This is a genomic window from Mesorhizobium sp. WSM3864 (genome assembly GCF_002294955.1).
GTDB lineage: Bacteria > Pseudomonadota > Alphaproteobacteria > Rhizobiales > Rhizobiaceae > Mesorhizobium.
Map to the genome: position 1 here is coordinate 18,826 of NZ_NSGD01000021.1, position 25,801 is coordinate 44,626.

24 protein-coding genes and 2 pseudogenes are annotated in these 25,801 nt (G+C 60.3%); 16 read left to right on the forward strand and 10 right to left on the reverse strand.

Annotated features, from left to right (window positions below; translation table 11 throughout):
• Nucleotides 1-43 precede the first annotated feature (43 nt).
• From CK215_RS26480 to CK215_RS26495, 4 genes are all read left to right on the forward strand, one after another.
• Nucleotides 44-2,578 (forward strand): heavy metal translocating P-type ATPase, encoded by a 2,535-nt coding sequence (locus CK215_RS26480; protein WP_095832651.1) that lies wholly within the window; start codon nucleotides 44-46, stop codon nucleotides 2,576-2,578.
• A 73-nt stretch (nucleotides 2,579-2,651) separates the two neighbouring features.
• Nucleotides 2,652-3,116 (forward strand): Cu(I)-responsive transcriptional regulator, encoded by a 465-nt coding sequence (gene cueR, locus CK215_RS26485; protein ID WP_095832652.1) that lies wholly within the window; start codon nucleotides 2,652-2,654, stop codon nucleotides 3,114-3,116.
• A gap of 50 nt (nucleotides 3,117-3,166) precedes the next feature.
• A complete protein-coding gene (locus tag CK215_RS26490) occupies nucleotides 3,167-4,690 on the forward strand; it encodes a multicopper oxidase family protein (RefSeq protein ID WP_095832653.1) in 1,524 nt (507 codons plus the stop codon).
• A gap of 13 nt (nucleotides 4,691-4,703) precedes the next feature.
• Nucleotides 4,704-5,144, forward strand: coding sequence for a YqaA family protein (locus tag CK215_RS26495; RefSeq protein WP_095832654.1), 441 nt, complete (start codon nucleotides 4,704-4,706; stop codon nucleotides 5,142-5,144).
• A gap of 179 nt (nucleotides 5,145-5,323) precedes the next feature.
• Here CK215_RS26495 and CK215_RS32325 read toward each other — a convergent pair whose 3' ends face one another.
• A complete protein-coding gene (locus tag CK215_RS32325) occupies nucleotides 5,324-5,512 on the reverse strand; it encodes a DUF1059 domain-containing protein (protein ID WP_095832655.1) in 189 nt (62 codons plus the stop codon).
• Between the two features lie 38 nt (nucleotides 5,513-5,550).
• Between CK215_RS32325 and CK215_RS26505 the strand changes: the two genes are divergently transcribed.
• The 7 genes from CK215_RS26505 to CK215_RS26535 all read left to right on the forward strand — a co-directional run bounded on the left by CK215_RS26505 (nucleotide 5,551) and on the right by CK215_RS26535 (nucleotide 10,743).
• Nucleotides 5,551-6,024: a hypothetical protein gene (locus CK215_RS26505; RefSeq protein WP_245418825.1), complete on the forward strand. Its 474-nt coding sequence runs from the start codon at nucleotides 5,551-5,553 to the stop codon at nucleotides 6,022-6,024.
• Nucleotides 6,025-6,224: 200 nt separating this feature from the next.
• The gene (locus CK215_RS26510) at nucleotides 6,225-7,601 is read left to right on the forward strand and encodes a multicopper oxidase family protein (protein ID WP_245418826.1); all 1,377 of its coding nucleotides are present in this window, start codon (nucleotides 6,225-6,227) and stop codon (nucleotides 7,599-7,601) included.
• 34 nt (nucleotides 7,602-7,635) lie between these two features.
• Nucleotides 7,636-8,076 (forward strand): DUF411 domain-containing protein, encoded by a 441-nt coding sequence (locus CK215_RS26515; protein WP_095832658.1) that lies wholly within the window; start codon nucleotides 7,636-7,638, stop codon nucleotides 8,074-8,076.
• Between the two features lie 7 nt (nucleotides 8,077-8,083).
• Nucleotides 8,084-8,620: a TlpA disulfide reductase family protein gene (locus CK215_RS26520; protein ID WP_095832659.1), complete on the forward strand. Its 537-nt coding sequence runs from the start codon at nucleotides 8,084-8,086 to the stop codon at nucleotides 8,618-8,620.
• A gap of 60 nt (nucleotides 8,621-8,680) precedes the next feature.
• Entirely contained in the window at nucleotides 8,681-9,367 is a 687-nt protein-coding gene (locus CK215_RS26525) for an SCO family protein (protein WP_245418827.1), read from the forward strand.
• A gap of 39 nt (nucleotides 9,368-9,406) precedes the next feature.
• Entirely contained in the window at nucleotides 9,407-10,189 is a 783-nt protein-coding gene (locus CK215_RS26530) for a DsbA family protein (protein WP_095832661.1), read from the forward strand.
• Entirely contained in the window at nucleotides 10,186-10,743 is a 558-nt protein-coding gene (locus CK215_RS26535) for a hypothetical protein (RefSeq protein ID WP_095832662.1), read from the forward strand. Before CK215_RS26530 ends, CK215_RS26535 begins: the two co-directional genes overlap by 4 nt.
• Nucleotides 10,744-10,790: 47 nt before the next feature.
• On the opposite strand, the gene CK215_RS26540 is transcribed toward CK215_RS26535, so the two are convergent.
• Complete coding sequence (locus CK215_RS26540; RefSeq protein WP_095832695.1) at nucleotides 10,791-11,384, reverse strand: SOS response-associated peptidase family protein; 594 nt, start codon at nucleotides 11,382-11,384, stop codon at nucleotides 10,791-10,793.
• A 342-nt stretch (nucleotides 11,385-11,726) separates the two neighbouring features.
• Here CK215_RS26540 and CK215_RS30980 point away from each other — a divergent pair, with 342 nt between their 5' ends.
• Nucleotides 11,727-11,960 (forward strand): hypothetical protein, encoded by a 234-nt coding sequence (locus CK215_RS30980; RefSeq protein ID WP_141245541.1) that lies wholly within the window; start codon nucleotides 11,727-11,729, stop codon nucleotides 11,958-11,960.
• An 867-nt stretch (nucleotides 11,961-12,827) separates the two neighbouring features.
• On the opposite strand, the gene CK215_RS31480 is transcribed toward CK215_RS30980, so the two are convergent.
• Nucleotides 12,828-13,004: a hypothetical protein gene (locus tag CK215_RS31480; RefSeq protein WP_170950403.1), complete on the reverse strand. Its 177-nt coding sequence runs from the start codon at nucleotides 13,002-13,004 to the stop codon at nucleotides 12,828-12,830.
• A 568-nt stretch (nucleotides 13,005-13,572) separates the two neighbouring features.
• On the opposite strand from CK215_RS31480, the gene CK215_RS26550 reads away from it, so the two are divergent.
• The 3 genes and pseudogenes from CK215_RS26550 to CK215_RS26565 all read left to right on the forward strand — a co-directional run bounded on the left by CK215_RS26550 (nucleotide 13,573) and on the right by CK215_RS26565 (nucleotide 15,615).
• Nucleotides 13,573-13,992, forward strand: coding sequence for a DUF305 domain-containing protein (locus CK215_RS26550; protein WP_095832664.1), 420 nt, complete (start codon nucleotides 13,573-13,575; stop codon nucleotides 13,990-13,992).
• Nucleotides 13,993-14,832: 840 nt separating this feature from the next.
• Nucleotides 14,833-15,120, forward strand: a pseudogene (locus tag CK215_RS26560) (ATP-binding cassette domain-containing protein); the annotation flags it as partial.
• A 291-nt stretch (nucleotides 15,121-15,411) separates the two neighbouring features.
• Nucleotides 15,412-15,615, forward strand: a complete 204-nt coding sequence (locus CK215_RS26565; RefSeq protein WP_095832666.1) for a hypothetical protein — start codon at nucleotides 15,412-15,414, stop codon at nucleotides 15,613-15,615.
• A 908-nt stretch (nucleotides 15,616-16,523) separates the two neighbouring features.
• On the opposite strand, the pseudogene CK215_RS26570 reads toward CK215_RS26565, so the two are convergent.
• The 3 genes and pseudogenes from CK215_RS26570 to CK215_RS26580 form a co-directional block, all read right to left on the reverse strand.
• A pseudogene (locus CK215_RS26570) lies at nucleotides 16,524-16,881 on the reverse strand (MucR family transcriptional regulator); the annotation flags it as partial.
• Between the two features lie 195 nt (nucleotides 16,882-17,076).
• Nucleotides 17,077-17,871, reverse strand: a complete 795-nt coding sequence (locus CK215_RS26575; protein ID WP_095832667.1) for a GGDEF domain-containing protein — start codon at nucleotides 17,869-17,871, stop codon at nucleotides 17,077-17,079.
• A 388-nt stretch (nucleotides 17,872-18,259) separates the two neighbouring features.
• Nucleotides 18,260-19,360 carry a DUF6600 domain-containing protein gene (locus CK215_RS26580; protein WP_095832668.1) on the reverse strand — a complete coding sequence of 367 codons (1,101 nt, stop codon included), beginning with the start codon at nucleotides 19,358-19,360 and terminating at the stop codon, nucleotides 18,260-18,262.
• Nucleotides 19,361-20,356: 996 nt separating this feature from the next.
• Between CK215_RS26580 and CK215_RS26585 the strand changes: the two genes are divergently transcribed.
• On the forward strand, nucleotides 20,357-20,674 hold the full coding sequence (locus CK215_RS26585) for a phage integrase N-terminal SAM-like domain-containing protein (protein ID WP_245418828.1): 318 nt from the start codon (nucleotides 20,357-20,359) through the stop codon (nucleotides 20,672-20,674).
• Here the strand turns inward: CK215_RS26585 and CK215_RS26590 are convergent.
• The 4 genes from CK215_RS26590 to CK215_RS26605 form a co-directional block, all read right to left on the reverse strand.
• Complete coding sequence (locus CK215_RS26590; protein WP_095832669.1) at nucleotides 20,671-21,354, reverse strand: DUF6064 family protein; 684 nt, start codon at nucleotides 21,352-21,354, stop codon at nucleotides 20,671-20,673. The genes CK215_RS26585 and CK215_RS26590 overlap by 4 nt on opposite strands.
• Nucleotides 21,354-22,271, reverse strand: coding sequence for an aldo/keto reductase (locus tag CK215_RS26595; protein WP_095832670.1), 918 nt, complete (start codon nucleotides 22,269-22,271; stop codon nucleotides 21,354-21,356). The genes CK215_RS26590 and CK215_RS26595 overlap by 1 nt, the downstream gene beginning before the upstream one ends.
• A 904-nt stretch (nucleotides 22,272-23,175) precedes the next feature.
• Nucleotides 23,176-23,997, reverse strand: a complete 822-nt coding sequence (locus tag CK215_RS26600) for a plasmid partitioning protein RepB C-terminal domain-containing protein (RefSeq protein ID WP_245418830.1) — start codon at nucleotides 23,995-23,997, stop codon at nucleotides 23,176-23,178.
• Nucleotides 23,994-25,556: a recombinase family protein gene (locus tag CK215_RS26605; RefSeq protein ID WP_095832671.1), complete on the reverse strand. Its 1,563-nt coding sequence runs from the start codon at nucleotides 25,554-25,556 to the stop codon at nucleotides 23,994-23,996. The genes CK215_RS26600 and CK215_RS26605 overlap by 4 nt, the downstream gene beginning before the upstream one ends.
• Nucleotides 25,557-25,801 lie beyond the last annotated feature (245 nt).

Below are 25,801 nucleotides of genomic sequence, written 5' to 3' on the forward strand. Positions count from 1 at the left end.
ACCTTTATCTGTCGCTGCAACACCAAAAATGGAGTTGCGGAATATGAACGCCATCACTCGCGACGCACCAGCCGGATCCGATTCCGATCTCGTGATCCAGCTTGGCATTGAAGGCATGACCTGCGCCTCCTGCGTCAGGCGCGTCGAAAAGGCGATCGCCTCAGCCCCCGGTGTAGGGTCGTCATCGGTCAATCTCGCGACGGAGCAAGCCGAGGTGACCTTTGCCGCTAAGCCGGATCTTGCTCCCGTGATCGCAGCGGTATCGGCCGTCGGCTACCAGGCGCGCACGAACACACTCGAATTTGCGGTCGAGGGAATGACTTGTGCCTCATGTGTCGCTCGCATCGAGAAGGCGCTGAGGACTGTGGCCGGCGTCACTGACGCCACTGTCAATCTGGCAACGGAGCGCGCGACCGTCCGGATCGTGGCGGGTTCAGTGAAGGCTGCAACGCTTGAAAGCGCAGTGGCCAAGGCCGGCTACAAGGCGCAGCAGATCTTGTCGGATGCGGGACAGGACCGCGAGCGCGATGGACGCGCCTTCGAAATCCAAGCGCTTAGCCGTTCGCTGACCTGGGCGGCCCTGCTGACGCTACCCGTCTTCGTTCTCGAAATGGGGTCTCATCTCGTGCCGGCGTTCCATCACTGGGTAATGATGACCCTTGGCGACTGGAACGGGCGCCTGCAATTCGTCCTCACCACGATGGTCCTGTTAGGCCCCGGCTTGCGCTTTTTCCGCAAAGGCATGCCGGCGTTGCTCAGGGGCGCGCCGGACATGAACGCCCTTGTCGCCCTCGGCTCCGGAGCCGCCTGGGGTTACTCGCTTGTCGCGACCTTCATGCCCAATGTGTTGCCGGCCGGGACAGCGAACGTCTACTACGAAGCGGCGGCCGTGATTGTCACACTCATCCTGCTAGGCCGTACCCTGGAAGCCAAAGCTAAAGGCAGGACCAGCGACGCCATCAAGAAGCTCGTGGGCCTGCAGCCCAAGACGGCGCGCGTCGTCAGGGATGGCATTATAGTCGAAGTGCCAGTCACCCAAGTTCGGGTGGGTGACATGGTCATGGTGCGGCCGGGCGAAAAGATAGCCGTCGATGGCGAGATCGTCGAAGGGTCGTCCTTTATCGACGAGTCCATGATGACCGGCGAACCGCTGCCTGTCGCCAAAGGCATCGGCGCAGAAGTCGTGGGCGGCACGATCAACAAGACCGGCAGCTTTTCCTTCCGCGCCACCAAGGTCGGCGCGGCGACGCTGCTTGCCCAGATCATTCGCATGGTCGAAGCTGCCCAAGGCGCAAAGCTGCCGATTCAGGCGCTCGTGGACAAAGTCACGGCCTGGTTCGTGCCAGCCGTCATCGCGGCTGCCGTGCTTACCTTCGCGGCCTGGCTCTTCTTCGGGCCGGACCCTGCCCTCTCGTTCGCGCTCGTCAACGCGGTCGCGGTGCTCATCATAGCCTGCCCGTGCGCAATGGGCCTCGCCACGCCTACCTCGATCATGGTCGGCACTGGACGCGCTGCCGAATTGGGTGTGCTCTTCCGCAAAGGCGATGCACTGCAGACGCTGCGTGACGCCACGGTCATCGCGCTCGATAAGACCGGCACTCTCACCGAGGGTCGACCCGACCTGACGGATTTCATCGTGTCAGATGGATTCAATGAAGCGGACGTGCTGCGGCTTGTCGGCTCCGTCGAGGCTCGCTCTGAGCATCCGGTCGCAGAGGCGGTCGTGCGAGCGGCCCAACGTCGCGGCCTGGTGCTTGCCGATGTCAACGATTTCGACGCCGTCCCCGGCTTCGGCGTCAGTGCAACGATCGAAGGCCGCAAGCTCGCAATCGGCGCGGACCGATTGATGACCCGGCTGGGCCTGGACATCTCGGCTTTTGCCGCGGCATCAACGCGTCTTGCCGACGAGGGCAAGACCCCGCTCTACGCCGCCATCGACGGCAAGCTTGCCGCGATCATCGCGGTTTCCGATTCGATCAAAGCGTCGACGCCAAAGGCGGTCGAGGCGCTGCATGCGCTTGGTCTTCGGGTAGCCATGGTGACCGGCGACAACCGCCGCACGGCGGAGGCGATCGGACGGCATATCGGTATCGACGAAATTGTTGCCGAGGTGCTGCCCGATGGCAAGGTCGAAGCCGTGAAGCGGCTTGGCCGGCAGGGCGCCATCGTTGCCTTCGTTGGCGACGGCATCAATGACGCACCGGCACTCGCCGCTGCGGATGTCGGCATTGCAATCGGAACAGGTACGGACATCGCCATAGAAAGCGCCGACGTCGTCTTGATGTCGGGTGATCTTCGCGGCGTGGCGAATGCGATCGCGCTCTCTAAGGCAACGATCCGTAACATTCGTCAGAATCTGTTCTGGGCCTTTGCCTACAACATTGCGCTGATCCCGGTTGCCGCCGGCGTGCTCTATCCAGCTTACGGGACGCTTCTGTCTCCGATGCTCGCCGCTGGCGCAATGGCTCTTTCGAGCGTCTTTGTCTTGACCAATGCATTGCGCCTCAGACGCTTCCGCGCACCGCTGCACGATGGATCACAAGCCAAACAAGCTTCCGGGAAAGCCTTAGCGGCGTGACAGAAATGTGCAGACCTGTTTACCAAGCGTTCAGCTGCAGGCGTCGCAGAGATTGAAAGAAAGGAAATCAGTCATGAACATTGGTGAAGCCGCAGCCGCGTCAGGTGTCTCGGCCAAGATGATCCGCTACTACGAGTCAATTGACCTGATGCCCAATGTCGCCCGAACCGACGCCGGCTATCGCGTCTATTCGGACAGCGACATTCATGCCCTACGCTTCATTCGGCGCGCCCGGGATCTCGGCTTTTCGGTAAACCAGATGGCCAATCTGCTCGCCCTTTGGGGCGACCGATCACGCACCAGTGCCGATGTCAAGCGTATCGCCCTGGAGCATGTCGCGGAACTCGAGCGGAAGATGCGCGAGCTTCGCGATCTGTCCAAGACGCTGCGTCATTTGGCTGAGCACTGTCAGGGGGATGATCGGCCGCATTGTCCGATCATCGAAGACCTTTCCAGCGGGCACGACGCTGGACCAGCCAGGCCCCGCAAGCGTCGGCAAGCCGCTGTCGACGGTGCCCGGCATCGTCACGCCTTCTGAACACTGCGCGTACTCGAGACGCGCCGAATTTCGGCCTAGGAGACAAGTACATGCATCGACGCGAATTTCTGGTGGCAAGCCTGGCTACTCTGGCCAGTTCCACGGCGCTGGCGCAAACGAAGATGGACGACATGTCCAACATTGACTCCATGCCGGGCATGGATATGGGTGGCCATTCCGGGCACGACATGGGCGCCATGGCGAAAGGCGCCGTCGCGCTTCCCGAGGGCGAGGCGCTGCGCAATTTGCCACTGCTTGCCAACGAGGCCAGCACCCCCGGCCTTTTCAAGGCAAAGCTGACGGCGGAACCCGCCGTCGCGCGCTTCGCCGAAGAACTGGACACGCCGATCCTTGCCTATAACGGTATGAGCCCCGGGCCGCTGATCGAGGCCTATGAAGGCGATCGGGTCGAGATCGCCTTCGCCAACAGGATCGAGGGCGAGCAAAGCACAATCCACTGGCATGGCATGCCGGTACCGGCCGACCAGGACGGCAATCCGATGGACCCTGTGGCCGCGGGGGCGGACCGCGTCTACGTCTTCGACCTGCCGGAAGGCTCGGCCGGTTCGTACTGGTACCATCCGCATCCACACGGCAAGACAGCCGAGCAGGTTTATCGCGGCTTGGCTGGCGCATTCGTGGTCAAGGCGAAAACCGATCCCGTGCCGGCCGAATATGGCGACACCGTGCTCGTGTTCACCGACCTCAGGCTCGCTTCCGACGGCTCTATGCCCGAAAACACTATGACGGACCTGATGAACGGCCGCGTCGGGGACCACGTACTGGTCAATGGGCAGAAGAACCCGAAGCTCTCGGTGGCAATGGGCGCGAAACGGCGTTTTCGGTTTTATAATGCTACCAATGCGCGCTACCTGAAACTCGCTTTCGATGGCGCGCCGATGACCATCATCGGCAGCGACGGCGGGCTGCTGGAGGCGCCGGTGGCAGCAAGGGAGATCCTGCTCAGCCCGGCGGAGCGTCTTGAACTTGTCGTATCTTTCGAGAAGTCAGGCCCCGTTACGCTATACACCTTAGACTACGACCGCGGCTGGATGGGCCCAGGCCGTCCAGCCGATGCCGGGCTGACGCTGCTCACAGTCGATGTTTCAGACAATCCTGCCGGGCCCGTGCCCCCGATTCCCGAGCGACTGCGGCCGATCGCTCAGCTCGGGAACCCCACCGCCAGCCGGCGCCTCGTGTTGACCGAAACCATGACCATGACTGCCACCGATAGGCAGATGGGGTTCCTGATCAATGGCAAGGCCTTCGACATGGGCCGTATCGACATTGTCTCTAAGGCTGGTCAGACCGAACTCTGGGAGATCGTCAACCAAGCCGACATGGATCACCCGTTCCATTTGCACGGCACGCAGTTCCAGGTGATCGAGCACGAGCGCGGCGGCAAGGTCACGAAACCACCCTATCTGGCTTGGAAGGACACAGTGAATGTGGCGCGCGGCGAGACGGTACGTCTTCTGCTGCGCCAGGAGCGACCAGGCCAGCGCATGTATCACTGCCATCTCCTCGAGCACGAACAGCTCGGCATGATGGGTATCGTCGACGTGCGGGCATAATCGGCCCTTCATAGTGACTGGGCTGGCAGTCTACGGTTCGCTGTTCGTCAGCGCCTTCCTCGCCGCGACTGTGCTGCCGGTTTCGTCTGAGGCCGTGCTTGTTGGCCTATTGGCGACCGGTCGGGGCGATCCGGCCCTACTCTTTACGGTTGCTACCTTCGGCAACACGCTGGGCTCAGTTGTGAACTGGATATTGGGGCGGGGGATCGACGCGCTCCAGTCGAAGCACTGGATCCCTATCACCCCCCGGCAGTTTGAGCGGGCGAGCTGCATGTTTCGCCGCTATGGCGCGTGGACGCTCTTGTTCGCATGGTTGCCAGTGGTCGGAGATGCTTTCACCGTCGTGGCAGGCGCGGCACGGGTCCGGCTCGCCTTGTTCGTGGTTTTAGTCGGCCTTGGAAAGGCGGCGAGGTACGCAGCAGTCACCCTGGTAAGTCTATGGGCGGCGAATTAACCGGCGCCCCTCAACCCTTGTTGCATTTGGGCGAAAGAGTCGACCAAAAAGGCGCGACGGGCTGCTACAATCGCGGACCGAAGAGCACCGTCCGTCGAGATCGCCGAAAATCTGCGATCGCCGATCTCGCGCCAGCCGAGTGAATATGCCGACAGCCTTACGGTCATCGGCGCTGAGGCCTAGCTGGCGATCACCAGCGCTTGCAACTGCCGCCGATCCTCTTGGGACCATTGATTGGGGTCTTCGTCATGGGCAGACTTCGCGTGAAGCTCGACATGCTTCATGACTTCCTCCGCGCTCTCTGCCGTGAAGCTCCCCGGACAAGCCTCCATCCCCGGATAATCTCTGCATCGATACGTGTATGGCATTGCTGCCTCCGTACATTAGAGAACACTTAAGGAGGCGAGTGAACGCCGCTTTTGTCAATGAATTTTCGGTCAACGTTGCGACTTGCAAAAGCCGGACTTTGCCCTACGCTAGGCCGACAATGGCTCGATTGTCGCCAAAACACCTCCTGGCCATGCTGCTCGCGGTCTTGCTGACCGCCGGGTTCAGCCTGTCTGTCGCCCAGGCAAGCGTCATGTCATCGAGGATGGCAAGCGAGAACGCCATGGCGATGCCGGCCGCTGACGGAATGGGCAAGATGGCTGACGGCGCCATGCACCACGACTGCAAGGCGTGCAAGGACACAAGCGGCAAAACTGGCCCGATGCATTGTCCGCCGGATTGCATCGCCCCCGTTCTCGCGGTGCTGCCGCAGGATCCGGCCGTGATGATCGTGCCGGGCATGCAGCAGCTCCGGGCGCTGCCCACTCCCCTTCTTCGCGGGCGAAGTTCCCTGCCCGACCCATCCCCTCCCCGACCCACTGCTCTCATCTGATGCCGTATCGGCCGCACAGCGGCTGATCCTTGGCGTCTGATCGCCCGCTTTGCACACGATCGTGATGCGGGCGCGCACGGCAATCCGGTTCATGCCGCAATGCCCGTCGTAGATCGAGATCGTAGAGCGCATAAATGAATTCCGGTTCAAGTCTTTTGCTGTCGCGTCGCGGCTTTCTCGCTGCAGCGTCAGGGGCTGCCATGTCGCTGCCAATACGTCCCGCCCGCGGATCCGCCATCGACGAACGGACCTTGAGGGCGGCGCCAAGCCAGGCGCGACTGACTGGTCCCGGCGGCCCATCCACTCCGACCTGGGCCTACAGCGACACCATTCCCGGCCCGGTGCTGCGCCTACGGCAAGGCCGGCCGGTGCGGATCACTGTAGAGAACGGGTTGGCCGAGGACACCACCGTTCACTGGCACGGCATCCGCTTACCAAACGCCATGGACGGGGTGCCCGGGATGACCCAGCCCCCGATCGCGCCGGGAGCAAATTTCACTTATGAGTTCACGCCGCCGGATGCCGGCACTTTCTGGTATCATCCGCATGCCGACAGCCTGGTGCAGCTCGGTCGAGGCCTTGCGGGCGCGCTCATTGTCGAGGAGGCAGAGCTTGTCGAATTCGACCGCGATCTGATCTGGCTGCTGCAGGACTGGCGGCTAGCCGCCGATGGCCAGATCTCCGGTGGCTTCGGCAGCGCGATGGATGCGACGATGTCAGGTCGGATCGGCAACCTCGTCACCATCAATGGCTCGGCACCGGCCGATCACGGTGTGCGCGCTGGCGAGCGCATCCGGCTGCGGCTCGCCAATGCCGCGCTTGCCCGCATGATGGCGCTGCGCTTTGAAGGCCACCGGCCGGTCATCCTGGCGGTTGACGGCCAACCTTGCGAGCCGCACGAGCCGGACGACGGCCGCGTCGTGCTGGGGCCGGCGATGCGCGTCGACATGGCGCTGCACATGCAAGGCAAACCGGGTCGCCGGTATCGCGTAATCGACGAGTTCTACGACGGCCTTGCCTACACGCTGGCCACGCTTGCCTATGACAAGGCGCCACCGCTCAGGGTGCATCCCCTGGAGCGGCCCACTGCGCTACCGCGCAATCCCCTGCCGGAGCCTGATCTCGCCAAAGCCCTGCGACAGGAGATCGTTCTGCAAGGCGGCATGATGGGCGGCGGCAAGCTCGCGGGCGTCGGCGGGATGATGGGCATGTCTGGCATGAACATGGGCATGAACGGCACGGCTGCCTGGGCGATCAACGGCATGTCGATGACCGGCGACGGTCACGCCGGCATGGTACCGCAGTTCACGCTGCGACGAGGCATCACCTGCCACCTGACGATTCGCAATCAGACGGCCTGGTGGCATCCGATGCACGTCCATGGGTTCAGCCTGTCGATCCTTGCCCGCAACGGCTCGCCGGTGCCGCACCGGCAATGGCAGGACACGGTGCTGCTCGCGCCGAAAGACACGGTCGAATGTGCCTTCGTCGCGGACAATCCCGGCGACTGGATGCTGCACTGCCATGTCGCCGACCACCAGATGGCAGGCCTGATGACCGTCTTCCGGGTGACCTGATCCTTCGCTTAGCAACTTCAAAGGAGAACCGACTATGAAACTGACTTATGCCCTCACCGCCATCGGCCTCGCGATCGCCATGCCGCTGCCGACCCTCGCCGCGACGATTGACGCGGTAATGTACAAGAACCCGCAATGCAGCTGCTGCGAGGCTTATGCCGACTATCTCGAACGAAACGGCTTCAAGGTAGACATCAAGCCGGTCACCAATCTTTCTCAGATCAGCAGCGATGCCGGCGTGCCCGCCGACCTCGAAGGCTGCCATACGATGATGGTCGACGGTTATGTGGTCGACGGTCTGGTGCCTGTCGAGATCGTCAAGAAGCTTCTGACCGAGCGACCTGCCATCGCGGGCATCACGCTGGCTGGCATGCCGGCTGGCGCGCCCGGCATGGGCGGCGAAAAGAGCGAGACCTGGACTATCTACGCCTTCACCAAGGACGGCAAGGCGCCGACCGTCTATGCGACAGAGTGAGGGAGCCATGACGTCTTCCAACCTTGCCATCGCGCTCGCGCTGCTGCTGGTTGCGGGGTCGGCGGCGGCCGGGCCGACGTCGGATTTTGTCGTTCCGGAAACGCCCACCACCTTACCCGCAATCAGCTTCACCGACGGGGCGGGCAAGCAGAAAACGCTCGAGGATTATTCCGGCAGACTAGTGCTGCTCAATATCTGGGCGACGTGGTGTGCCCCCTGCCGGAAGGAAATGCCGACGCTCGACCGCCTCGAGGCCACGCTCGGCGGGCCAGACTTCGAGGTCGTCGCGCTGTCGATGGACCGGAAGGGACCCGATGTCGTGAAGAAATTCTTCGCCGAGACCGGGGTCACGCATCTTGCCCTCAACATCGACAGCTCGGCCAAGGCGATGTTCACGCTCGGCGCGCCCGGTCTTCCGATGACCCTGCTGATCGATGGCAGCGGCAGGGAGATCGGCCGCCTGATTGGCCCGGCCGAGTGGGACTCGCCCGAGATGACCGAGTTCATCCGCAGCCTTATCGCCGCGAACCGAGAAGGGAAATAACCGATGCTTTTGCGAACCAGAGCGTGCGGAGTCTTGTCGACCTGGAATGGATGGGGGCCGATGCTGCGGGGGCTTGTTGCCGTAGCGGTGCTGGCTTCCAGCTTCATCCCTGGTGGCGCGCGGGCGCATTCGTTGGACGAGGTCAATGAGCTGCTGAAAGACGACGAGAAGTACTTTCAGGCGATCGACAAGCCGGCCCCCGATTTCACGCTGCGCGCCGCCGATGGAGCCGTCGTGCGGCTCGCCGACCTGCGCGGCAAGGTGGTGGTGCTGCACTTTGTCTACACTTCGTGTCCCGACGTTTGCCCGCTCCATGCCGAGAAGCTCGCGGAGGTGCAGCAGATGGTGAACGCCACGCCGATGAAGGGCCAGGTCATTTTCGTGACTGTCACCACCGATCCGAAGCGGGACACGCCCGACGTGCTGCGCGCCTATGGGCCGGCGCATGGGCTCGATCCGGCCAACTGGCTGTTCCTGACCACGACGCAGGATCAATCCGAGGACGCGACCCGCAAGCTTGCCGAAGCCTTCGGCCACAAATTCACGCTGACCGACGATGGCTACCAGATGCACGGCATCGTCACGCACGTGATCGACAAGGAGGGCCATTGGCGCGCGAATTTCCACGGCCTGAACTTTGCCCCAGTCAATCTCGTCACCATGATCAACGCGCTCACCAACAACCTTGAACGACCGCACACCGAGCCGGAGAAAGGCTGGCTGGCAAGATTGCGGAACCTGCTGTGAGACAGGACCACTCAACCGGCAATATAAGGGGAAAATCGCATGTTCAGCACGGCAAGACAGGCAAGCCGTCCTCGCGGCATCGTCCGCATGCTGCTCATTGCTGGCCTGGCGGGATGGTTCCTGCTCGATCCCGGCGCTCGGGAACCGGCGATTGCGGCGGGCGAAACGTCCCATGACGAGCTCGATCAGCGGATACATGACTATATCCTGGCCCATCCGGAGGTTCTCGTGCAGGCACTGCGGAGTCTGGACCAGCGCCAGCGCCAAGCGCAGGCAGCCCAAGTAAAGCAGGTGCTCAAGGCGCGGGCGGACGACCTCTTGCGTGACAAACAAAGCCCGGTGGGCGGCAACGCCGAGGGCAATGTCACCCTGGTCGAATTTTTCGACTATAATTGCCCTTATTGCCGGCTGATGGCACCGATTATGGATCAGGCCGTGGCCGGCGATCCGCAACTCAGGATCGTCTACAAGGAGTTTCCCATCCTTGGCCCGGATTCGGTGTTCGCGGCGAAAGCTGCGCTGGCAGCCGATAAGCAAGGCAAGTACGCCGCGTTTCACAAAGCGCTCTACCGCTCCAAGACCAGAGTGACGGAGGCAGCTGTGCTTAAGATCGCCGCCGATGCTGGCCTCGATGTCGAGCGCATGAAGACCGACATGCAGCAGCCCGATATCCAGGCGTCGATCGACCGCAACACGGAATTAGCGCAGGCGCTGGGGATCACCGGCACGCCAGGCTTCGTTGTCGGCGACCAGATCTTTCCGGGCGCAACCGACCTTGTGACGTTGAAGAAACTGCTCGAACAGGCGAGGACCAGCAAATGAACGCGACCCCAAATCGGCGAAAGATCGTTTTGGGCGTCATCGCCGCCACGGCGATGCCTAGACTGCCGGGATTCAAGACTGCGGCACAGGCCCAGGACGAGGCCGGCCTGGCAAGCCGTTTTCAAGATCTTAGCCAGAACGGCAACGCCACCTGCTCCCCCAAGTTCACGGCGTCGATCGCGACCATGCCGACGATGTCGCGGATCACGGGCTCGTGCTGCAGCCCGATGGAGATGAAACGCTATACCGAGCAGGTAAAGGGCCTGGTGAAATACCGCGCCATCACGATGATCCCGCAGGATCCATACGACATTCGGGCCGCCACCGCGCAGCAGATGATCCACTACTATGATCGGCAACTCACTGCCGACGAACAGCGCCGTTACGACTTTGCCATGGCCAACTCCAACGAAAAAGGACCGTGCTGCTGCCAGTGCTGGCGCTGGAGTGTGTATGGCGGGCTGGCCAAGTACCTGATCCGCGAGCACGGCTTCACGGCCGAACAGATCGTCGATGTTTGGAATCTGTCGGATGGTTGCGGCGGAGGCGAATGACCGACTACACGACAGACAGGTCTCGATGATGGAAAGCGGCAGAATGGTCACTGTGCCTCTGGACGAACCGTCTCAACTGAAAGAGATCCGGGTGGAAGCGGCCGCAGCAACTCACCTTCCGGCTTTGTCAGGTTCAGCCAGGCGGACCAGTACTTCGGTTGAAGAACTACGACCTGACGGCTGTGATAGGGCGCAACGTCCGGGCCAGGATCGGTCGTCAGCATGGTGAATGACGGCGGGTTGTTGCCGGCCGCTTCGCGCCAAAGCCCCGCGATTGCCATGAACGGGGCGCCGTTGAGAGTAAAGCGGTGCTTTGCCTTCGGGTACTTCGTTCCGGTGAACTCGAAGAAGGCCGATGCCGGCACAAGACAGCGCCTGCTGTTTGCGAAGTGTCGCCTCTCAGACCTAAAATTGAACACCGGCCCGCCTTTTGGACCCGCCGCCGGGAAGCCGAATGTCATCGAGGCCAGCTCGATTGCATCACCGGCCACGCGCATTATTGGGGCCGGGTCGTTGATGCGGATGTCATCGGCTCGCGGGAGGTCGAGTTCACTCTGATGGGTGGAGATCTGCAAGGCGAGCGACTCCATCATGCGACAGTATTCAGCCCAAGCAATGTGCTGCTCGTAATCGTTGCACATACCGGTCTCGCAGGAACTCGCCGTTCGGATCTCCCCTCCACGCGGGGAACGCTCCATCCCAACGGAACGTTCCCAGGCAGCTTCGCGGGTCAGCATATTTGCAATCCCCTGCCAGTTTGTAGCTGCAGGCGGTCGCATCGAGCTGTCACTGGGGATTTGCCGCTCAGCCTGTCGCCTGTTCCCCCTAAAGCCTGGCGACGGGCTTTTGCTATCCAGAGCCGGGTCGGCGCCTGCCAGAATTGAGCCACCGCGCGCCATATTCCGAGCCCGGCTGTCACGGTTTCGTGAGTCAGGCTGGAACCTTCCCGGCGGGGCACGGTTGCTCCAGAAACGGAGCCGAGCATGCCACAATTCCATGTTGAAGAGATGGCGGGTGAAACTGTCCTCGCGCGACACGTGACCCGTGCTGCCGACGCGCTGAGCGCCGTCAAAGCAGTCACCGGAGGGCAAATTTCTGCCCGAAGTGACCACAAGCGCTGGTTCCGTGTCGTTGACGAAAGAAACGCGAGCGTCCACGAGTTCGGCGTCGAAGAGCGCCCGAGCCCACAGACTTCGCAAAATGATGAAGCTCCCTAGGCGACCCGGCCGCTATCATGGTGACACAGGATTTGGCGGCCGGGTGCGCCCAGTAGCGCCAGGTTGCCCTAGCCTACCCTTTCGAGCTCTGCCAATAGCTGGTCAGCGTCAGTCACACCGCGTCCGAACAAGCACATGAGTTTGATCGCGACGTTTTCGCGCTCATCCACGCGTTCGATCTTGTGACTTGAGCAGTGATCAGTCACCGCCTTTGCAAGAATGCTGACCTCGGCTGGTTCGACTATTCCGTATCCCGCTGCCCTGAGCGGGACAGCATTATGCTCGCTTCCACGCATCCGTTTACCCTCTACCCCGATACGCAACAACGAGAAGAGGATACACCCGATAAAAGTCAGCTTCGAGTCCATTCGGGTCGGACTGACGTCCGAACCTCATCCCCTCTTTTGATCTTCTTGAAGCGCTGTGCCGCCTATGCGGAAGCACGCAAAGGGCTCGCGTCAGGCGAATAGGTCAGCGCGACACGCTTCTCGCCGCAGCGGGGCGTGGGGAGGTCGAGCGGGCTCCATTGCTGCCATCAGACGGCTCGGCTAGAACTGGGACAACGAACCGTGCCGCAGAGCCTATAACCACATACCCGTCCCGATGTTCCCCACCCCGTTCAGGCAGAGAAGTCGGAGAGACGCCGCGGGCCCAGCTTAGGACAGGGCGGACCCGGCCTGTCGCGGGGTGGGTGGGGGACGTGGGGAGCAAGCCGGCCTCTTACCCCGTTCCGAGCCGGGGCAGATGCACAGTATGCGCCTGCTTGCAACGACTGACATTAACATTTTGTAAGGCTTAGCTAATAGAAGCGTTGAAGGCCGCGCGGGAGATCACTGGCAGGGACATCAACTGGTCTAGAGCTGGTCGCTAGCCCTGCATGAGAAGCCGCGCCTCGCGAAGCAGCGAATTCGGATTGTTACCGATCAAATCGATGAGTTCGCGCGCTTGGGCTTCGGTGACGCCAGTTTCCCGTGTGAGGAAATGCACCACGAATTCCTTCTGTGCCCGAGCGCGCTCGATAAGCTCTTGCTTAGTTGCTGCCATAGGAAAAAGTCCCCAGTCGCCTGCAACGCGATTGGGCCAAATTTGGTTCCACGAGAAAGCCCGTCGCAGCTAATGAGCGTAAGCGACGGGCTTTTTAGGTTGCCACTAGACGGCTACATCCCTGAAGGGACCGACCGCTCCCTTGATAAGCAATAAGCCGTGCGTTCGTTCCACAATGGCACAAGTATTCTTTTCGCGCGCCCAAAGCTTGCTATAGTAGGCTGCCGCGCCGAGGGCGGCGGCCATGTCAATGTCACGTTGCAGTGGTGTCTACTGGCCCGCTGACCTGGACAAGCTCCAGCGGGTATTTGATCGCTGTGCGACGAGCGCTGGTTAGCCAAGAAAGACAAGGAACAGCGGAATGAACTGGCGGCGGAAGTCTTCCAGGTTTTCGATCCGACATCCGAAATGCTGGAGCGACGTTTTTAAGTTGCGTAGGCCGCTGGTCGTCCGAGGGATTGGCCAGACATGTGGCTACAGGCTACGCGCGTTGACGAGAGGTTTGGACGATCTACCTTCCATTGTTTCGAAGATCCAACTGCGCGCATCAGCTTGAAGGAGAACACCAATGGCGTTCAGAGGTATTGCCCTAGCCACCCTTGCACTGGGCAGTCTTACAATTGCCGCGATGGCGCAGGAGGACGGTCTGCCTGAAGCTTGTAAAAAAAACGGGGCTGCCATCGACATGAGCCACCAAGGTGGCGGGATGCAGACGGAGGAAATGGACGCAGCTCACAAGGACATGATGGCCGGCATGGGCGCTATGCAGACCAACATGATGACTGGCATGATGATGAAGGACATTGACGTCGCTTTCGTCTGCGGAATGATCCCTCATCACCAAGGCGCGATCGACATGGCCAAGGCCGAATTGGCGCACGGGAAGAACGCCTGGACGAAGGAAATGGCCCAAAAGGTCATTGACGCTCAGACCAAGGAAATCGCCGAAATGAAGGACTGGCTTGCAAAGCACAAGCAGCAACAATGAGTATCCCCGGCTAGGTACTTGGGCATGGCCGCTGCGGCTTTTGCATTGGTTGACGGTCGGGCTACTGGTTTGGCAAATCGTCATCACGCTAGGGCCGATGAACGAGCGCGGCGCCTTAGCGATGCGATGGATGCCAACCCACGTTTCCCTCGGCGTCGCAATTTTTGCCCTGTGCCTTTGCAGGATGGCTTTCAGGTTGGTGACGCGGGCACCGCAACCTCAGCGGCCGGCCGCGGTGGCTGTCCACCTCGCATTGTATGGCAGTCTGCTTGCCTTGATTGCCACAGGCTGGCTTGGTCATCAGCCCATGCCATTCATGTCGACACCCAAGCTTTTCGGGTATTGGCCGATCCCGTTCGCTCCGAAAATTCCGTGGCTTGGAACTGCCCGGCTGCTGGCTCTGCACAGTGCGCTCTTTTGGGCGTTTTGCGGAGTAGCGCTAGTGCACATTGGTGCTGCGCTCGTCCATCTCCTGCTTCTAAGGGACGGCGTTTTTGAGCGGATGACTACCCAGTGGCAGAACCGAAACTAGACAGCCAGCCGCTCCAAAACGAAAGCCCGCCGCCGGGAGGACTTGGCGGCGGCTATTTTGCGCCGGTAAGGCGAGTTCACCCCCGACGGCGTGATGCCTTAGTGGCGGACCGGAGACAGTTCTGACCGTGCTGTCGGCCTTCTCGAAGGATCTGCAGGGCGAGATCGACCTTTCAGGACCTATACCAACGAATTCGTCAACAACGCGAAGTCGCTGACAATCCCGGCGCGATTTCGACCTGCGCCGGCGCCCTTTCCTGGCCCGGCGATCCCAGCGCGGCGCTCGCAGGCTACTGGAGTTTGCTCATCATGGCTGTCGAAAAGACTGCTCCGGTGATCGAGTTGATCCATGTCAGCCGCAGCTTCCTCTCCCTCACCCGGCAAGTCGCTGACGGCCATCCGAGATTTCACCATGACTGTGGAGCGCGGCGAGTTCGTCGCCGTCGTCGGCCCGACCGGCTGCGGCAAGTCGACGACGCTCAACCTCGTCACCGGCCTGCCGGCCCGGTCCGCGTATTGACGCGCCTGTCAAGGGTATCGATCCGCGCATCGGCTTCGTGTTCCGGACCGAGGCGCTGCCCGTGGCGCACGGTGATCTAGAACGTCATGGCCGGGCCGCTGTTTCGTGGCAAGCCGAAGGCTGAGGCTCAGGGCTCAAGGGGCGCCACGCCTTCGGCCATAGGGGGCAATCCCCGCACAATCCCTCTATTACGGTCTGAAGGCGTTCTAATTCCATCTAACTCCCAACTCGGTCTATGCAGGCAGGGGATATCGGCGCACAGTGGTCTGTCTGGTGCGGCGAGGAAAGTTCGGCTTGATCGCTGGCTTCCGGGGCGGCTATCTTAGAAGCATTGGTTACGAGCTTTGGGGAATGAATAGAGGAAACCCGTGGCCTACACCGTCATATGGTATGGACGACAGGGCATTGTCGACAAGGTGACCTTCGATGCCGAGAAAACCGCGAAAGACTACGCGACGTCCATGTTCCAAACCCGAAAGGGAGATGATGGAATTGTGACCGTTGAAGTGCGTAAGGACAACGGCGCTGTCGTCTTCAGTCACTCGGAAATTAGGAACGCCGACCGGATCTGACGGCTGGCGTTCCCCACGGCGAGTTGGGACTCAAGGCTCCGTTTCCGTAGCAAGCGCGTATATTGCTCCTGCACCGTGTTGACGTGTCTCTCAACGCCCTCCGGTTAGGCTGGTAGAGTTGCGCCCTCCCCGCCAGGTGCCGCGCTTAGTTCCGATTGGCGTAGTCGTTTTGCGCGTCTGATAACCCGGACGTATCGCCATTCTCCCATTTGCGCTCGTTAACCGCGGCCGAAATTTTCCAGCAAGGGGATATTGCATCATGCTCCAGTTTGTATCGGTCAGTTTGGATTTGAGTTTCTCTTCGGGACCGAGTTTGCGCCCTACGCAGGTAAGCACTATTGTGGAAGGTCGAGGCCATGACGAGTATCGGTTTGCTAGCTTATCTCGTCACCCTAAGTCTGTCGTGTCACCTAAACTGACATGGCAGTCGATTACTTGATAGCAGCACTGCTCAAGTGTTGCGGGCTCGCTTCTGAAAAGGGCAAACCTTCTATTTGCCGGCCCGTCGCAAGGTGAGATCATGACAACCTAAGGCGGCTTAAACCTTTCGCCGGGTTTCGCTCCTCGCAGTACACACACTTGGATCGCACCATGGAAAGGCATCGCCTTTCGCGCCGAGCGAGATCCGCGTTAGCACAGTCGTGGACAATAGTGGGGCTAGGGATTCTCTCGATCTGTACGACCGAAGGTATCCTGGATATCGCGCTACACGGGATGCAGCCGACGCCGTAGTCGCGCCATTGGCTCGATCCGATCAAAGCTCCAAAACAAAGCCCGGTCGAAGGCCGCGCAGAGCGTCTTGGGAATATCGACCGGGTCCCACCCGATCCGCCTTCTAATTTGCGTCACCATCATGACGGCTGGGTCAAGGCCATACCTCCGTGGAGACGGCGTTGCGGTGGAATACTTCAGGACTTCGGCGGCCGACTCGCAGGCTTCTTGGCGGCTGGCTTAGAGGCGTGTTTCGCAACGGCCTTACGGCCGAGGCCCGATGACTTCGCGAGCGCAGACCGTTGAGCTGCATAGTTCGGTGCCACCATCGGATAATCCCGCGTCAAACCCATTTGGTTCGATAGTCCTCAGGGCTCAGCCCGTAGTGGACGTTGAGATGCCGCTTGAGCGACTTGAACTTCTTCCGTCCTCCAAGCAGATTATGTGGTCGGGAAACACGGACCTCTTCGGGTTAACTGCGGGAATGGGCTCGCCCTTGGCCGCTTGCGCAGGCTTCCCCACGGCCGACAGCGCAGAATTGATGCTGGCTATCAAAATCCGGGGTTGAGTATCCTGTCACGGCGGTGCGGGCTCACGGTCACAACTTGAGCGGACGGACAGCCGGCCCGTCAGTCCTGATGGTTTGGCCTGAAGTTGATAGAGGCCAACGACAAGCTACAGATTGTGAACGACCGGGATTTTTGAGCGACAGTACGGAAAAGGGGATCGCCTAGTCCGACAACGGCTCGATTATAAGCGGCGGATTTTCGAGACTTCGACACTACCCAGTTCACATTCGAACGACACACGATTGCGTCCACGTCGTTTCGCTTCAAACAGACATCGGCCCGCAGCACGAAGAACGTCCTCAGCATGGGCGTTACGACCGATTTCGGCGCCCCCGATGCTGACGGTCACCTTCACATCGTCTCGCCGTTCCTTGATCCAAGGAATCCCTTCGATTTGACGGCGCATGTTCTCGGCGATGACTATAGCCTGCTCTTTGCGGATATCTCGCAGCAGAACTCCAAATTCTTCTCCGCCAAGGCGACCGATCGAGTCGCCCGGCCGCGTTACATAGACGAGCGCCTTCGCGATCCTGACCAAGGTCTCGTCACCTTTGGAATGTCCGTGCCTGTCGTTGATTAAGGAGAAGTGATCCGGATCGATAAGGAGGAGCGTGTCGCATTCACCCTCATCGCGCTGTCTTTCCATTCGCCCAATGAATTCACCGCGGCTAAGGAGTCCCGTCATCTGATCGTGACCGGTCACGAAGGTCAGCCTGTGATGCGTCTCTCTCAGGGCCGCATATGACTTCTCCAACTTGTCGCACGTGTCCTGAATGGTCTCGGCCTGGGAGAAGATATAGGAAGCGACGGGCATCCCGATCAGGATGGGAATGAAGGTGCATTCCACCCAACTCAGCCAATCAATCGGCATCTGCAGAGCGAGTCTTGCCGTAAACGACAGAGCGAACGTCGCTACGATTGCAATAATCGTCACGACAATTGCTTTGCCCAGAATACGTCGCGTGCGCGGTGTCATGTTGCAATCCTACGGTATCGACGCTCAACGCGACCTTACCGGTTTGACTAAGATTATTCGGGCTCCAGGCCCCTGACTGGGCGCGAAGAGTGGCCCACGGCAGCTGTTGCGAGGCAGAAAGGTCGAAAGCGCCGTGTAGAGCTATCCAAGACGGCTTCTGGGGCCGTAGAACGAACACGCTGCGCGGGAGGCGCGAGCGGTCGAGGTAGAGATTATGAACCGGTCGTTGCGCCCGCACGCGGCAGAGCATCACAGGCTCCTTCAACAAGGAGCCCGCCATGACCTATCCTGTTGTTGATGTACAAATCAGTCCGCGGCGTCAGCGGCTGATCGCCCACAGGCAATGGGCGCAAAGCTGCGAACCCTCGCCACTTTCCTTCGCGGCCGCTTAGCAGTTCGCGTCAGTCTGCGGATCGCACGCCTTTTTTTGGCTCCGTGGCTTGGGCTTGGCCGCCTGTTCCGGCTCGGCCTGCTCCTGCTCGGCGGCGGGCTGCTTCTTGCCCTTCGGCTTCTCAGGCTTGGCGGCCTGTTCCGGCTCGGCCTGCTGCTGCTCGGCGGCGGGCTGCTCAGGCTTGGCGGTCTCTTCCGGCTCCGCCCCATCGGCCCTTGCGCCTTCGGTCGGCTTCGATTTCCGGCCAGCCTGAACCTGCTTCACCTGCTCGATGTCCTTTAGCTTAGCTGGTTTTGCCTTGGGGTCGGCTTTCACCTCACCTTCGAAGACCGCGACCGTGTCATTTTCCAATTTGCCGGACTGCTCGGGCGCGTCGGTCTTGCTGACCTTGACGGCAGTCACATTCTGGTCCGTCTCCTTTTCGATCACATCAACATCAATGACTTTGTTGACCACCACGTTGTTCTGGATGGTCACGTCGCCGGCCGGCTGGGCCGCCTCGACAATCCGCACAAACTCGGACCTATCACGGATAACAGCGACAGAAACGTCGGCAGCAAGGAATTCGCGGCTAGGGACCACAACCCAGTAATAATCCGGCGTCGTGTCGAAGGTTACCTCGATTGAAATCAAGTCCGGATCACGGCGCGGCGGCAGCGGAGCCCAAATGATGTGCTCCCTGTCACGACGCCAAGTCACCCATGCTGGCGCCCAGCGAGTGCCCGGAACCCAGTACCAGCCGATATCGTCGGCATAGCCCCACCGGCCGTAATGGTACGTCGCCCAGCCGAATGGCTCGTCGGATACCCAGAGCCAGCCATACTCCTCTGTATAGACCCAATGGCCCAAGGTATACGGGCGCCAATCGTCAGGTACATCAACTGGCACGAAAACGGTCGCTCCATGATACGAGACCCAATCGCCATGGGACGACAGGTCTTCGTAGAATGTGCTGATCGAAACCTCGGTGGCGGCCCTTGCCTGCGACACTAGCGAGAATGGTGCAATCGGGTTGGGGATATCAACGACCATAAGCAGACAGGCGGTTACGCCGCCCAGCATCAGCCGTACCGCATTTTGGGCAAGGACGCGTTTCATCCCAGTCTTCCTCCGAAACAGATGCGCCCTTCATCTTGAAAACTCACCGGCAATCGGATTGTTCCGCCTTGCTCCCGTCCAGGGCTCGTGGACCTTGTAAATGGTAGCTATGGCGAGCCATTGAACGTAATCGCCTGATGGCCGAACTTCGCGGAAGCTTAAAGTACCGTCATCAGGTTTTGAGGGCTGATTTGCAGAATTTACCTTTAGTTTTCAGCTTCTTGGCGTGGAAAAAGGTACGGTCAGAAGCCCTCTGTGACGTGACGGTACTGTCAAAAATCATCGTGGCAATGTGGGTGAGGTCCGGCAACCGGTACGGCAGCTCCAAACGACGCACACCGATAACCGGCGAAAATTGCCGGCCAAAACTACTTTTTATCTCAGTGACTTAGATCGAACTCTAGCGCAATTTCAGCGGCGTTTGGATAGGCCTGAATCATTCCCACTCTATTGTTTAAGTACCACATAACTCACTGAAATTATTGTCAAATTTGTTTTGACGTTCTGCCAATTCCGACATGAAGACTGTCAAAAAGTTACGCTTTTGATTTTGAAGAGAAAATCGTCGCAAAAAAATTTTTGAGGTTTCAGCAACTATCCGCCTCAGTCGGCCGGTTTTTGCATTTTGTGGCGCTCGACCGCGCGCCATGGCCGGCCTCGAAAGTACCGTCACGGCTCCAGATAGGTGCATGCTTAAACTCAATGGTTATAGCAGAACCGGAGGATGGGATCTGTCCGTATAGTTCGCGAGGCATTCGGGTCCCGAAGCTGCTGTCAGCGGGGCGAAGGATGTCAATGTTCAGGCGCGCCAGCTACGCTGTGCCTCCTGCGCGTGTGAATCATGGAGCGAATGTCCGACTTGGGCCGAAGAACGAACCCGCTTCGCGGGAGGGCGCGAGCGGTTGAGGTAGAGATCAGGAACCGATCGTTGCGCCCGCATTGAGCGGGTTCGGCAGCGGCAGAGCATCACGGGCTTCTTTAACAAGGAGCCCGACCATGACCTATCCTGTTCTCGATGCACCAATCAGTCCGCTGCGTCAGCGGCTGATCGACGACATGAACATGCGGCGTTTCATACGGGAGACGCAGCGCAACTATCTCCGCGAGATCGGACGCTTGGCGACGTTCCTCGGCCGGTCGCCGGATACAGCGACAACCGACGACCTGCGCCGGTTCAAGATCGAGCAGCAGGACGACAGTGTTCCCGTGCCGACGACGAACAGCATCGTGTCAGCTTCGCTTCTTCCTCACTCATACGGGAGATCCGCCCCGATCTGGTGCGTAAGCCCGCCGGCGTGGCTTCGAGACGCCTAGTCTAATCCGCGCGGTGCGCCTAATCGCCGCTTGAAGCCGATGGCGGCGAGTCCCGCAGCGAACGCCAGAAGCGGCAGCCAGCCCTGCACTTCCCCCATGGTCTGCAGCGTCAAGCCGCTGAGCAGCAACCACAGCAGCGGGATCGGCATGAGCAGGAACAAAAGCCGCCCGCGCGCTAATAGCAGGACACCGAGCGTTGCGATGACGGTTGGGTCGGGCGCGATGCCGAAGATTTCCGCACCGGACCAGCGACGTCCAAGGACCTGCGGGATGAGCGGATAGCCGACAAGGCCGAAAGCCGCGAGGAGGAGCCCGGTGCAGCCGACGATGCCGCGCTGGTCGAAGGTCAGACCGTTGAATATTGTGCCGATGATCAGCAGCAGGATCGCCTGGAATGCGAAAAGCGGCGCGACATACCCGATCGCCCAGTTGATCGTCGCATAACGGTACCACAGGAAGGACCATCCGACGAAGGTCCAGATCAGGGCGAATATGAGCGCGATCCACCGCTCGTAGCCAAAAGGCCGCCGATGGACGAGGACGACCATGCCGAGGCCGGAAGCGAGCGCTAGGACCTGCATCGGCCAAAGCGCGGCGTTATGCATCTCGAACAGGCGCCAGTAGACGCGCGGGGAGAAGAGGAGAAAATCCTCCGGCCAATAGCTCAACCATTCAGACATCAGGGATCGCGGATGTGGGCTGCCATCCGCTCGCGCATTGCAGCATCGGGGAGCAGTCCCGCGGCCGCAGCCACGTTCTCGCGCACATGGTCGACGCGGGTCGTGGCGGGGATGACGACGGTGACGGCAGGATGCGAAAGGATGAACTTCAATATGAACTGCGCCCAGGTCGAGGCGCCGATGTCGTTCGTCCATCCGGGCAACGGCTCGCCTTCGAGCCGTCGCGTCAGCGCACCCTGCTTGAAGGGACGGTTCACGATCACGGCAATCCCCCGATCGGCCGCAAGCGGCAACAGCCGCTCCTCCGCCTCGCGGTCGATGATGTTGTAAGTGAGTTGCACGAAGTCGAGTGGCTGCCCGCGCATGATCTCTTCGAAGAGATCATGCCGGCGCCCCTCCGAGGTAGTGATGCCGACATAGCGGATCTCGCCTGCCGCCTTCATCTTGAACAGCGTTTGAAGATGCGCCTCCCAGGCTACAAGATTGTGGACCTGAACGAGGTCGAAGTGCTGCACGCCCCAGTGGCGGCGCGACTGCTCGATCTGCGCGCTTCCACTTGCGCTGGAGGATGTCCAGACCTTCTCCGCCGAAAAAAGCGCGCCAGGCCGGCCGAGCCTTTCGAGGCCGCGGCCGATGACGGGCTGGGACGAGCCGTACATGGGCGAGCAATCGATCATTCGCCCGCCCGCCTCGAAGAAGGCAGCCATCACGTCGGCGCATTCCCCGTTGAGTACCGGATCGTCGCCGACATTGAACGTGATCCAGGTACCGAGTCCGACAACCGGGATCATCTCGCCGGATGATGGGATGGGCCGCGTCGCCGGCGCGGTAGGCTGACTGAGCGCGACCGTCGGCATCATGGCGGCAGTTGCTCCCGCGACCGAGCCCTGGACGAATGTTCTCCGGGTCATCGTCATGAGCGTCTCCGTCGCACTTGCGCAGCGTCAGCGCCGCGAGCCCTTCTGGATTTCGGCCGCAGCCGACGTTTTTGGACCCGTTTCGGAGGTACGTCCGGAGCCACGTGGTCATCGCCCCGTTACCCATGCGTCGTGGTGGAACCGCATGTCGCGCACCCACAGTAACGAAGTCGCGGCGAGCTTGTTCGTTCCCTCCTATGCTGCGCATCCAAACGCTGCTCGGCTATGCAATGGAGTACCTCTATTCAGACGAAGTGCAGCTCACTTATTGAAGGGCCATTGCTTTCCGATCCGGCTTGCGGACCTGGTGCGCAGTAGGACGGCGGCCTATCGATTGCGGTCCCCCCAACACGCCGACCACAAAGGGTAACATCTCAACTCGGTATTTCCTCCCCTCAAGGAGCAGCAGAAGGCGAGAGAACATCACCACCAACGCGTGGGACGATATCGTTGGTGTCAAGGTAAAGTGCCTACCTCAGGACGAGGCCTTGGACCGATGTCTCTCAACAGTAGCGCGGCTAGTGCGGGCTGAACGTCGCAAGCCAAGGGATCGTTGGCTGGCCGCGCAGAACAAAACTGCGACGCGTGCTGTGGATCACCAAATGGGCCATTTACAGCCGAGTTGCGGTTCCGAAACGCGACCAGGCTAATATCAATGGAAATGCCTGTTCGGGGGGAGTAGTGATTTGCCAACCAGTGTTTTTCAGCAGGTCGTAAGCTTGGGACCTAATTGCCGGTGCGAACCGATCTTCTGACCAACTGGCAAAGTAGAGCACGTGATGCCAGATGCGTCGGATCTAACCAGGCAAACGCATCTACTCGACTGGAACCCATGCCGAGCCTTAGCTGCTGGAATGAGCTGGGATCTGGTCGCGAGACTCGCCTCTGCCTGCGATCATCGCGGCTATCTGAGGACGATCCCCGCCAAGTTGTGAAACTCCTCAAAACGGCCAGGGAAATTGCGTGCCAGAAATCGCACCACCTTGGAATTATCCATCAGCCGGTCAAAATAGCGGCTGGCAGCGACGAGTTCCAGGCTCGCTGGTCCACGCCGGTCCAGCGCATTTAGGAATGCGCGGCTAAGCCTGGCCAACTCGGACTCCATTTCTGCCCTCCGGTCTTTGGAAAGACTGGCGATCTCATCTTGCGGACGGATATCTTTAATTAGGAGCGACGGTGGCGTGAGAGCGACGAGCAACTTCACGTAGTTGAGGCTGACCGGACCCCTGGCAATCATCAAGCGTGCAATCTCTATTTGCCTGACCGGAAGCACCAGCCGCAGCAATGCGAAAAGCCCTGCCGGCCCGGTGCAGTTTCGCAGCAGACTGAGGACCTCCGGGCAGATCTCGCCGGCCGAAATCGGATTGGCCTCCGCGGAGGCGGTATGCGTTGAGGTCTGTGCGGGCGGCGAGCCGCTGATTCTCCGCGCCAATGTATTTGGCATCGTAGCAAGGCCTTCGGATAACAACAGCACGCGGAACTGCCTGTCGCCTGTTATCAGGCGAACCGCCACCGTGATCCTGTCCAAGCGCTCGTCGAGCTCTTCCACCTCTTCGATGAAACCACGCTTGCGTCTGCACTCGGCGTCGTAAAGCCTGAGGAGCTCGGGAGTGGAACGGCGCATCTTCGGGCGTAGCCGATCAGAGGCCAACTCCCCCGCATGTCGGCGGTCGCTGTTGAGGAGTACCTGGTAGGCAGCTTCTCGGCTCAGCCGCTTTGGCCTCATGTTGCGCTTTCGATCGCTGCCCGCTCCGCCAACGCGACCAGCGGCATCAATGTGGGAAACACATAGGAATCCAGCCGCGCTCCGTTGTTGGCATGCAGATCACGTTTACCGGCGACCTCATGCGCGGGAGCAATCAGGTAGTCTCGAATGGTGAGGTCGCCGGGATTCATCCGGATCAGGACAAAAATATCCGGCAGCGGCTGCCGATCAGCCTTCGAAAACCATCGTGGATAACCGAAGTGGGAAACCCTGCAGCGTCCTATTGCGATCGCCACGCTTATCTCCTCGTTGATCCGCAGGAGGCCTGTCTCCGCCTCATGGGCCGCAACCGCGCCTCGCTTTTCAACTGCGGCCAAAAAATCCTGAATCACCTCAAGTTTCACCGTGTCCAGTCGTCGATTCACATGGATGTAGCGGCAATTCTTGGGCGCCTCGTATCCGATTAGTTCATAGGCCTTGACGAGGGTTCCAAAACGCCACGCGTATCGTTGGGCCGGCGGGCAATCGGGCGCGTCGTCGATGATGAAGGTGGATAGCGCACCCCGGCGTGCCAGCAGCGCCTTCAAGGCGTCCAACATCTCCTGATCGGACATATGGCGGTGGATGGTCTTGAGCAAAGTCTGCGCGCGTCTGAATAGCTTGCGGTTTACGATCGGCTCTAGGACGTTTTCCACCCGAAGCCATTGTTCGGGAGGATTGTGGAACCGATGGCTTTTGAGCCTGGTCGAGCCCCTGTTCCAAACGCTGTTGCCAATGTAGTTCTCGTTGGTCAGCAGCGAGTGGACACATTCCCGCGTCCACGGGCGCCCCAGGTCGGTCAGCACGCCACGCCTGTTGAGCGTTCTGGCGATCTCCAGCTGTGACTTTCGAGTTTTGACAAAGTGGTTGAAAATCCATCTCACCGTCGCGACCTCGTCGGGCGGCCCGTGGACCAGAACGATACGATCCGTTTGCAGGTTCTTGTACTGGTAGGACGAGAGGATGCCTTTGGGATGCCCGTTTTGATCGACGAGCAGGCGGCGCAGGCCAAACCCTGCCTTTCCGCCCTGTCGAAAACCCATCCGGATTAGCCTCGCCTGGCCAATGAAAACTTTCTGCGACAGCATTCTGCTGTGCTCCGCAGCCATGCTGCGCTTGATCGCCTTGAGCACATCAGATCCGATGCTGCCGTCGTTGGCGAACTGTTCGGCGCAAAATTCGATCCGCACGCCAGCCATCTGGCATCGGTACTCGTAAGCGGCGCTCTCATCGATATTCTGGAAGCGTCCCCATCGGCTGACATCGTACACCACGACGGTGTCGAAATCGGCACTCCCGCTTTCTACATCGGCGAGCAGTTGCTGAAGGCCAGGGCGGCCTTCGAGGTTAAGACCACTGCGACCCGCGTCCTCGTAGGTGGCGACGATGTCGTAGCCCATGATATCCGCATAGTCGCGGATGGCGTCCCTCTGGTTTTCGATCGAGTAAGTCTGGTATTCCGTCGACATGCGCAGGTATTGGGCAGCGCGAACCCTGCGCCTCCCTGCAGGAGTGTCGCGGGCCGCTCTAACCTTGCCCATTGTCTTCGCCGTCGTGCCCCGATGATTTAGTGATCTAGGGCCGACGGCTTTTTCGTGAATACGGCCATTGGTGCAGTTGAAGATTCACTGACCGCCGCTGTTTACCGTCGCCGAGCTAACTTTCCTGTTTGGCAACCATGGCCTTCAACCGCCGGGAAACCTTGACTCATTTCGTGAGCAGGCTCCGCCGCCGTTCCGCCGCAATGCGAGCCCACTTCGGCCAGGTACGCCCCTGTTTTAGTTGG

Bases quoted from the DNA above. Each gene is read 5' to 3' on its own strand.
- CK215_RS26480 (WP_095832651.1), top strand. From the start codon at position 44: ATGAACGCCATCACTCGCGACGCACCAGCCGGATCCGATTCCGATCTC.
- cueR (WP_095832652.1), top strand. From the start codon at position 2,652: ATGAACATTGGTGAAGCCGCAGCCGCGTCAGGTGTCTCGGCCAAGATG.
- CK215_RS26490 (WP_095832653.1), top strand. From the start codon at position 3,167: ATGCATCGACGCGAATTTCTGGTGGCAAGCCTGGCTACTCTGGCCAGT.
- CK215_RS32325 (WP_095832655.1), bottom strand. From the start codon at position 5,512: ATGCCATACACGTATCGATGCAGAGATTATCCGGGGATGGAGGCTTGT.
- CK215_RS26510 (WP_245418826.1), top strand. From the start codon at position 6,225: ATGTCGCTGCCAATACGTCCCGCCCGCGGATCCGCCATCGACGAACGG.
- CK215_RS26515 (WP_095832658.1), top strand. From the start codon at position 7,636: ATGAAACTGACTTATGCCCTCACCGCCATCGGCCTCGCGATCGCCATG.
- CK215_RS26520 (WP_095832659.1), top strand. From the start codon at position 8,084: ATGACGTCTTCCAACCTTGCCATCGCGCTCGCGCTGCTGCTGGTTGCG.
- CK215_RS26525 (WP_245418827.1), top strand. From the start codon at position 8,681: ATGCTGCGGGGGCTTGTTGCCGTAGCGGTGCTGGCTTCCAGCTTCATC.
- CK215_RS26530 (WP_095832661.1), top strand. From the start codon at position 9,407: ATGTTCAGCACGGCAAGACAGGCAAGCCGTCCTCGCGGCATCGTCCGC.
- CK215_RS26535 (WP_095832662.1), top strand. From the start codon at position 10,186: ATGAACGCGACCCCAAATCGGCGAAAGATCGTTTTGGGCGTCATCGCC.
- CK215_RS26540 (WP_095832695.1), bottom strand. From the start codon at position 11,384: ATGTGCAACGATTACGAGCAGCACATTGCTTGGGCTGAATACTGTCGC.
- CK215_RS30980 (WP_141245541.1), top strand. From the start codon at position 11,727: ATGCCACAATTCCATGTTGAAGAGATGGCGGGTGAAACTGTCCTCGCG.
- CK215_RS31480 (WP_170950403.1), bottom strand. From the start codon at position 13,004: ATGGCAGCAACTAAGCAAGAGCTTATCGAGCGCGCTCGGGCACAGAAG.
- CK215_RS26550 (WP_095832664.1), top strand. From the start codon at position 13,573: ATGGCGTTCAGAGGTATTGCCCTAGCCACCCTTGCACTGGGCAGTCTT.
- CK215_RS26575 (WP_095832667.1), bottom strand. From the start codon at position 17,871: ATGACACCGCGCACGCGACGTATTCTGGGCAAAGCAATTGTCGTGACG.
- CK215_RS26580 (WP_095832668.1), bottom strand. From the start codon at position 19,360: ATGAAACGCGTCCTTGCCCAAAATGCGGTACGGCTGATGCTGGGCGGC.
- CK215_RS26585 (WP_245418828.1), top strand. From the start codon at position 20,357: ATGACCTATCCTGTTCTCGATGCACCAATCAGTCCGCTGCGTCAGCGG.
- CK215_RS26590 (WP_095832669.1), bottom strand. From the start codon at position 21,354: ATGTCTGAATGGTTGAGCTATTGGCCGGAGGATTTTCTCCTCTTCTCC.
- CK215_RS26595 (WP_095832670.1), bottom strand. From the start codon at position 22,271: ATGACGATGACCCGGAGAACATTCGTCCAGGGCTCGGTCGCGGGAGCA.
- CK215_RS26600 (WP_245418830.1), bottom strand. From the start codon at position 23,997: ATGAGGCCAAAGCGGCTGAGCCGAGAAGCTGCCTACCAGGTACTCCTC.
- CK215_RS26605 (WP_095832671.1), bottom strand. From the start codon at position 25,556: ATGGGCAAGGTTAGAGCGGCCCGCGACACTCCTGCAGGGAGGCGCAGG.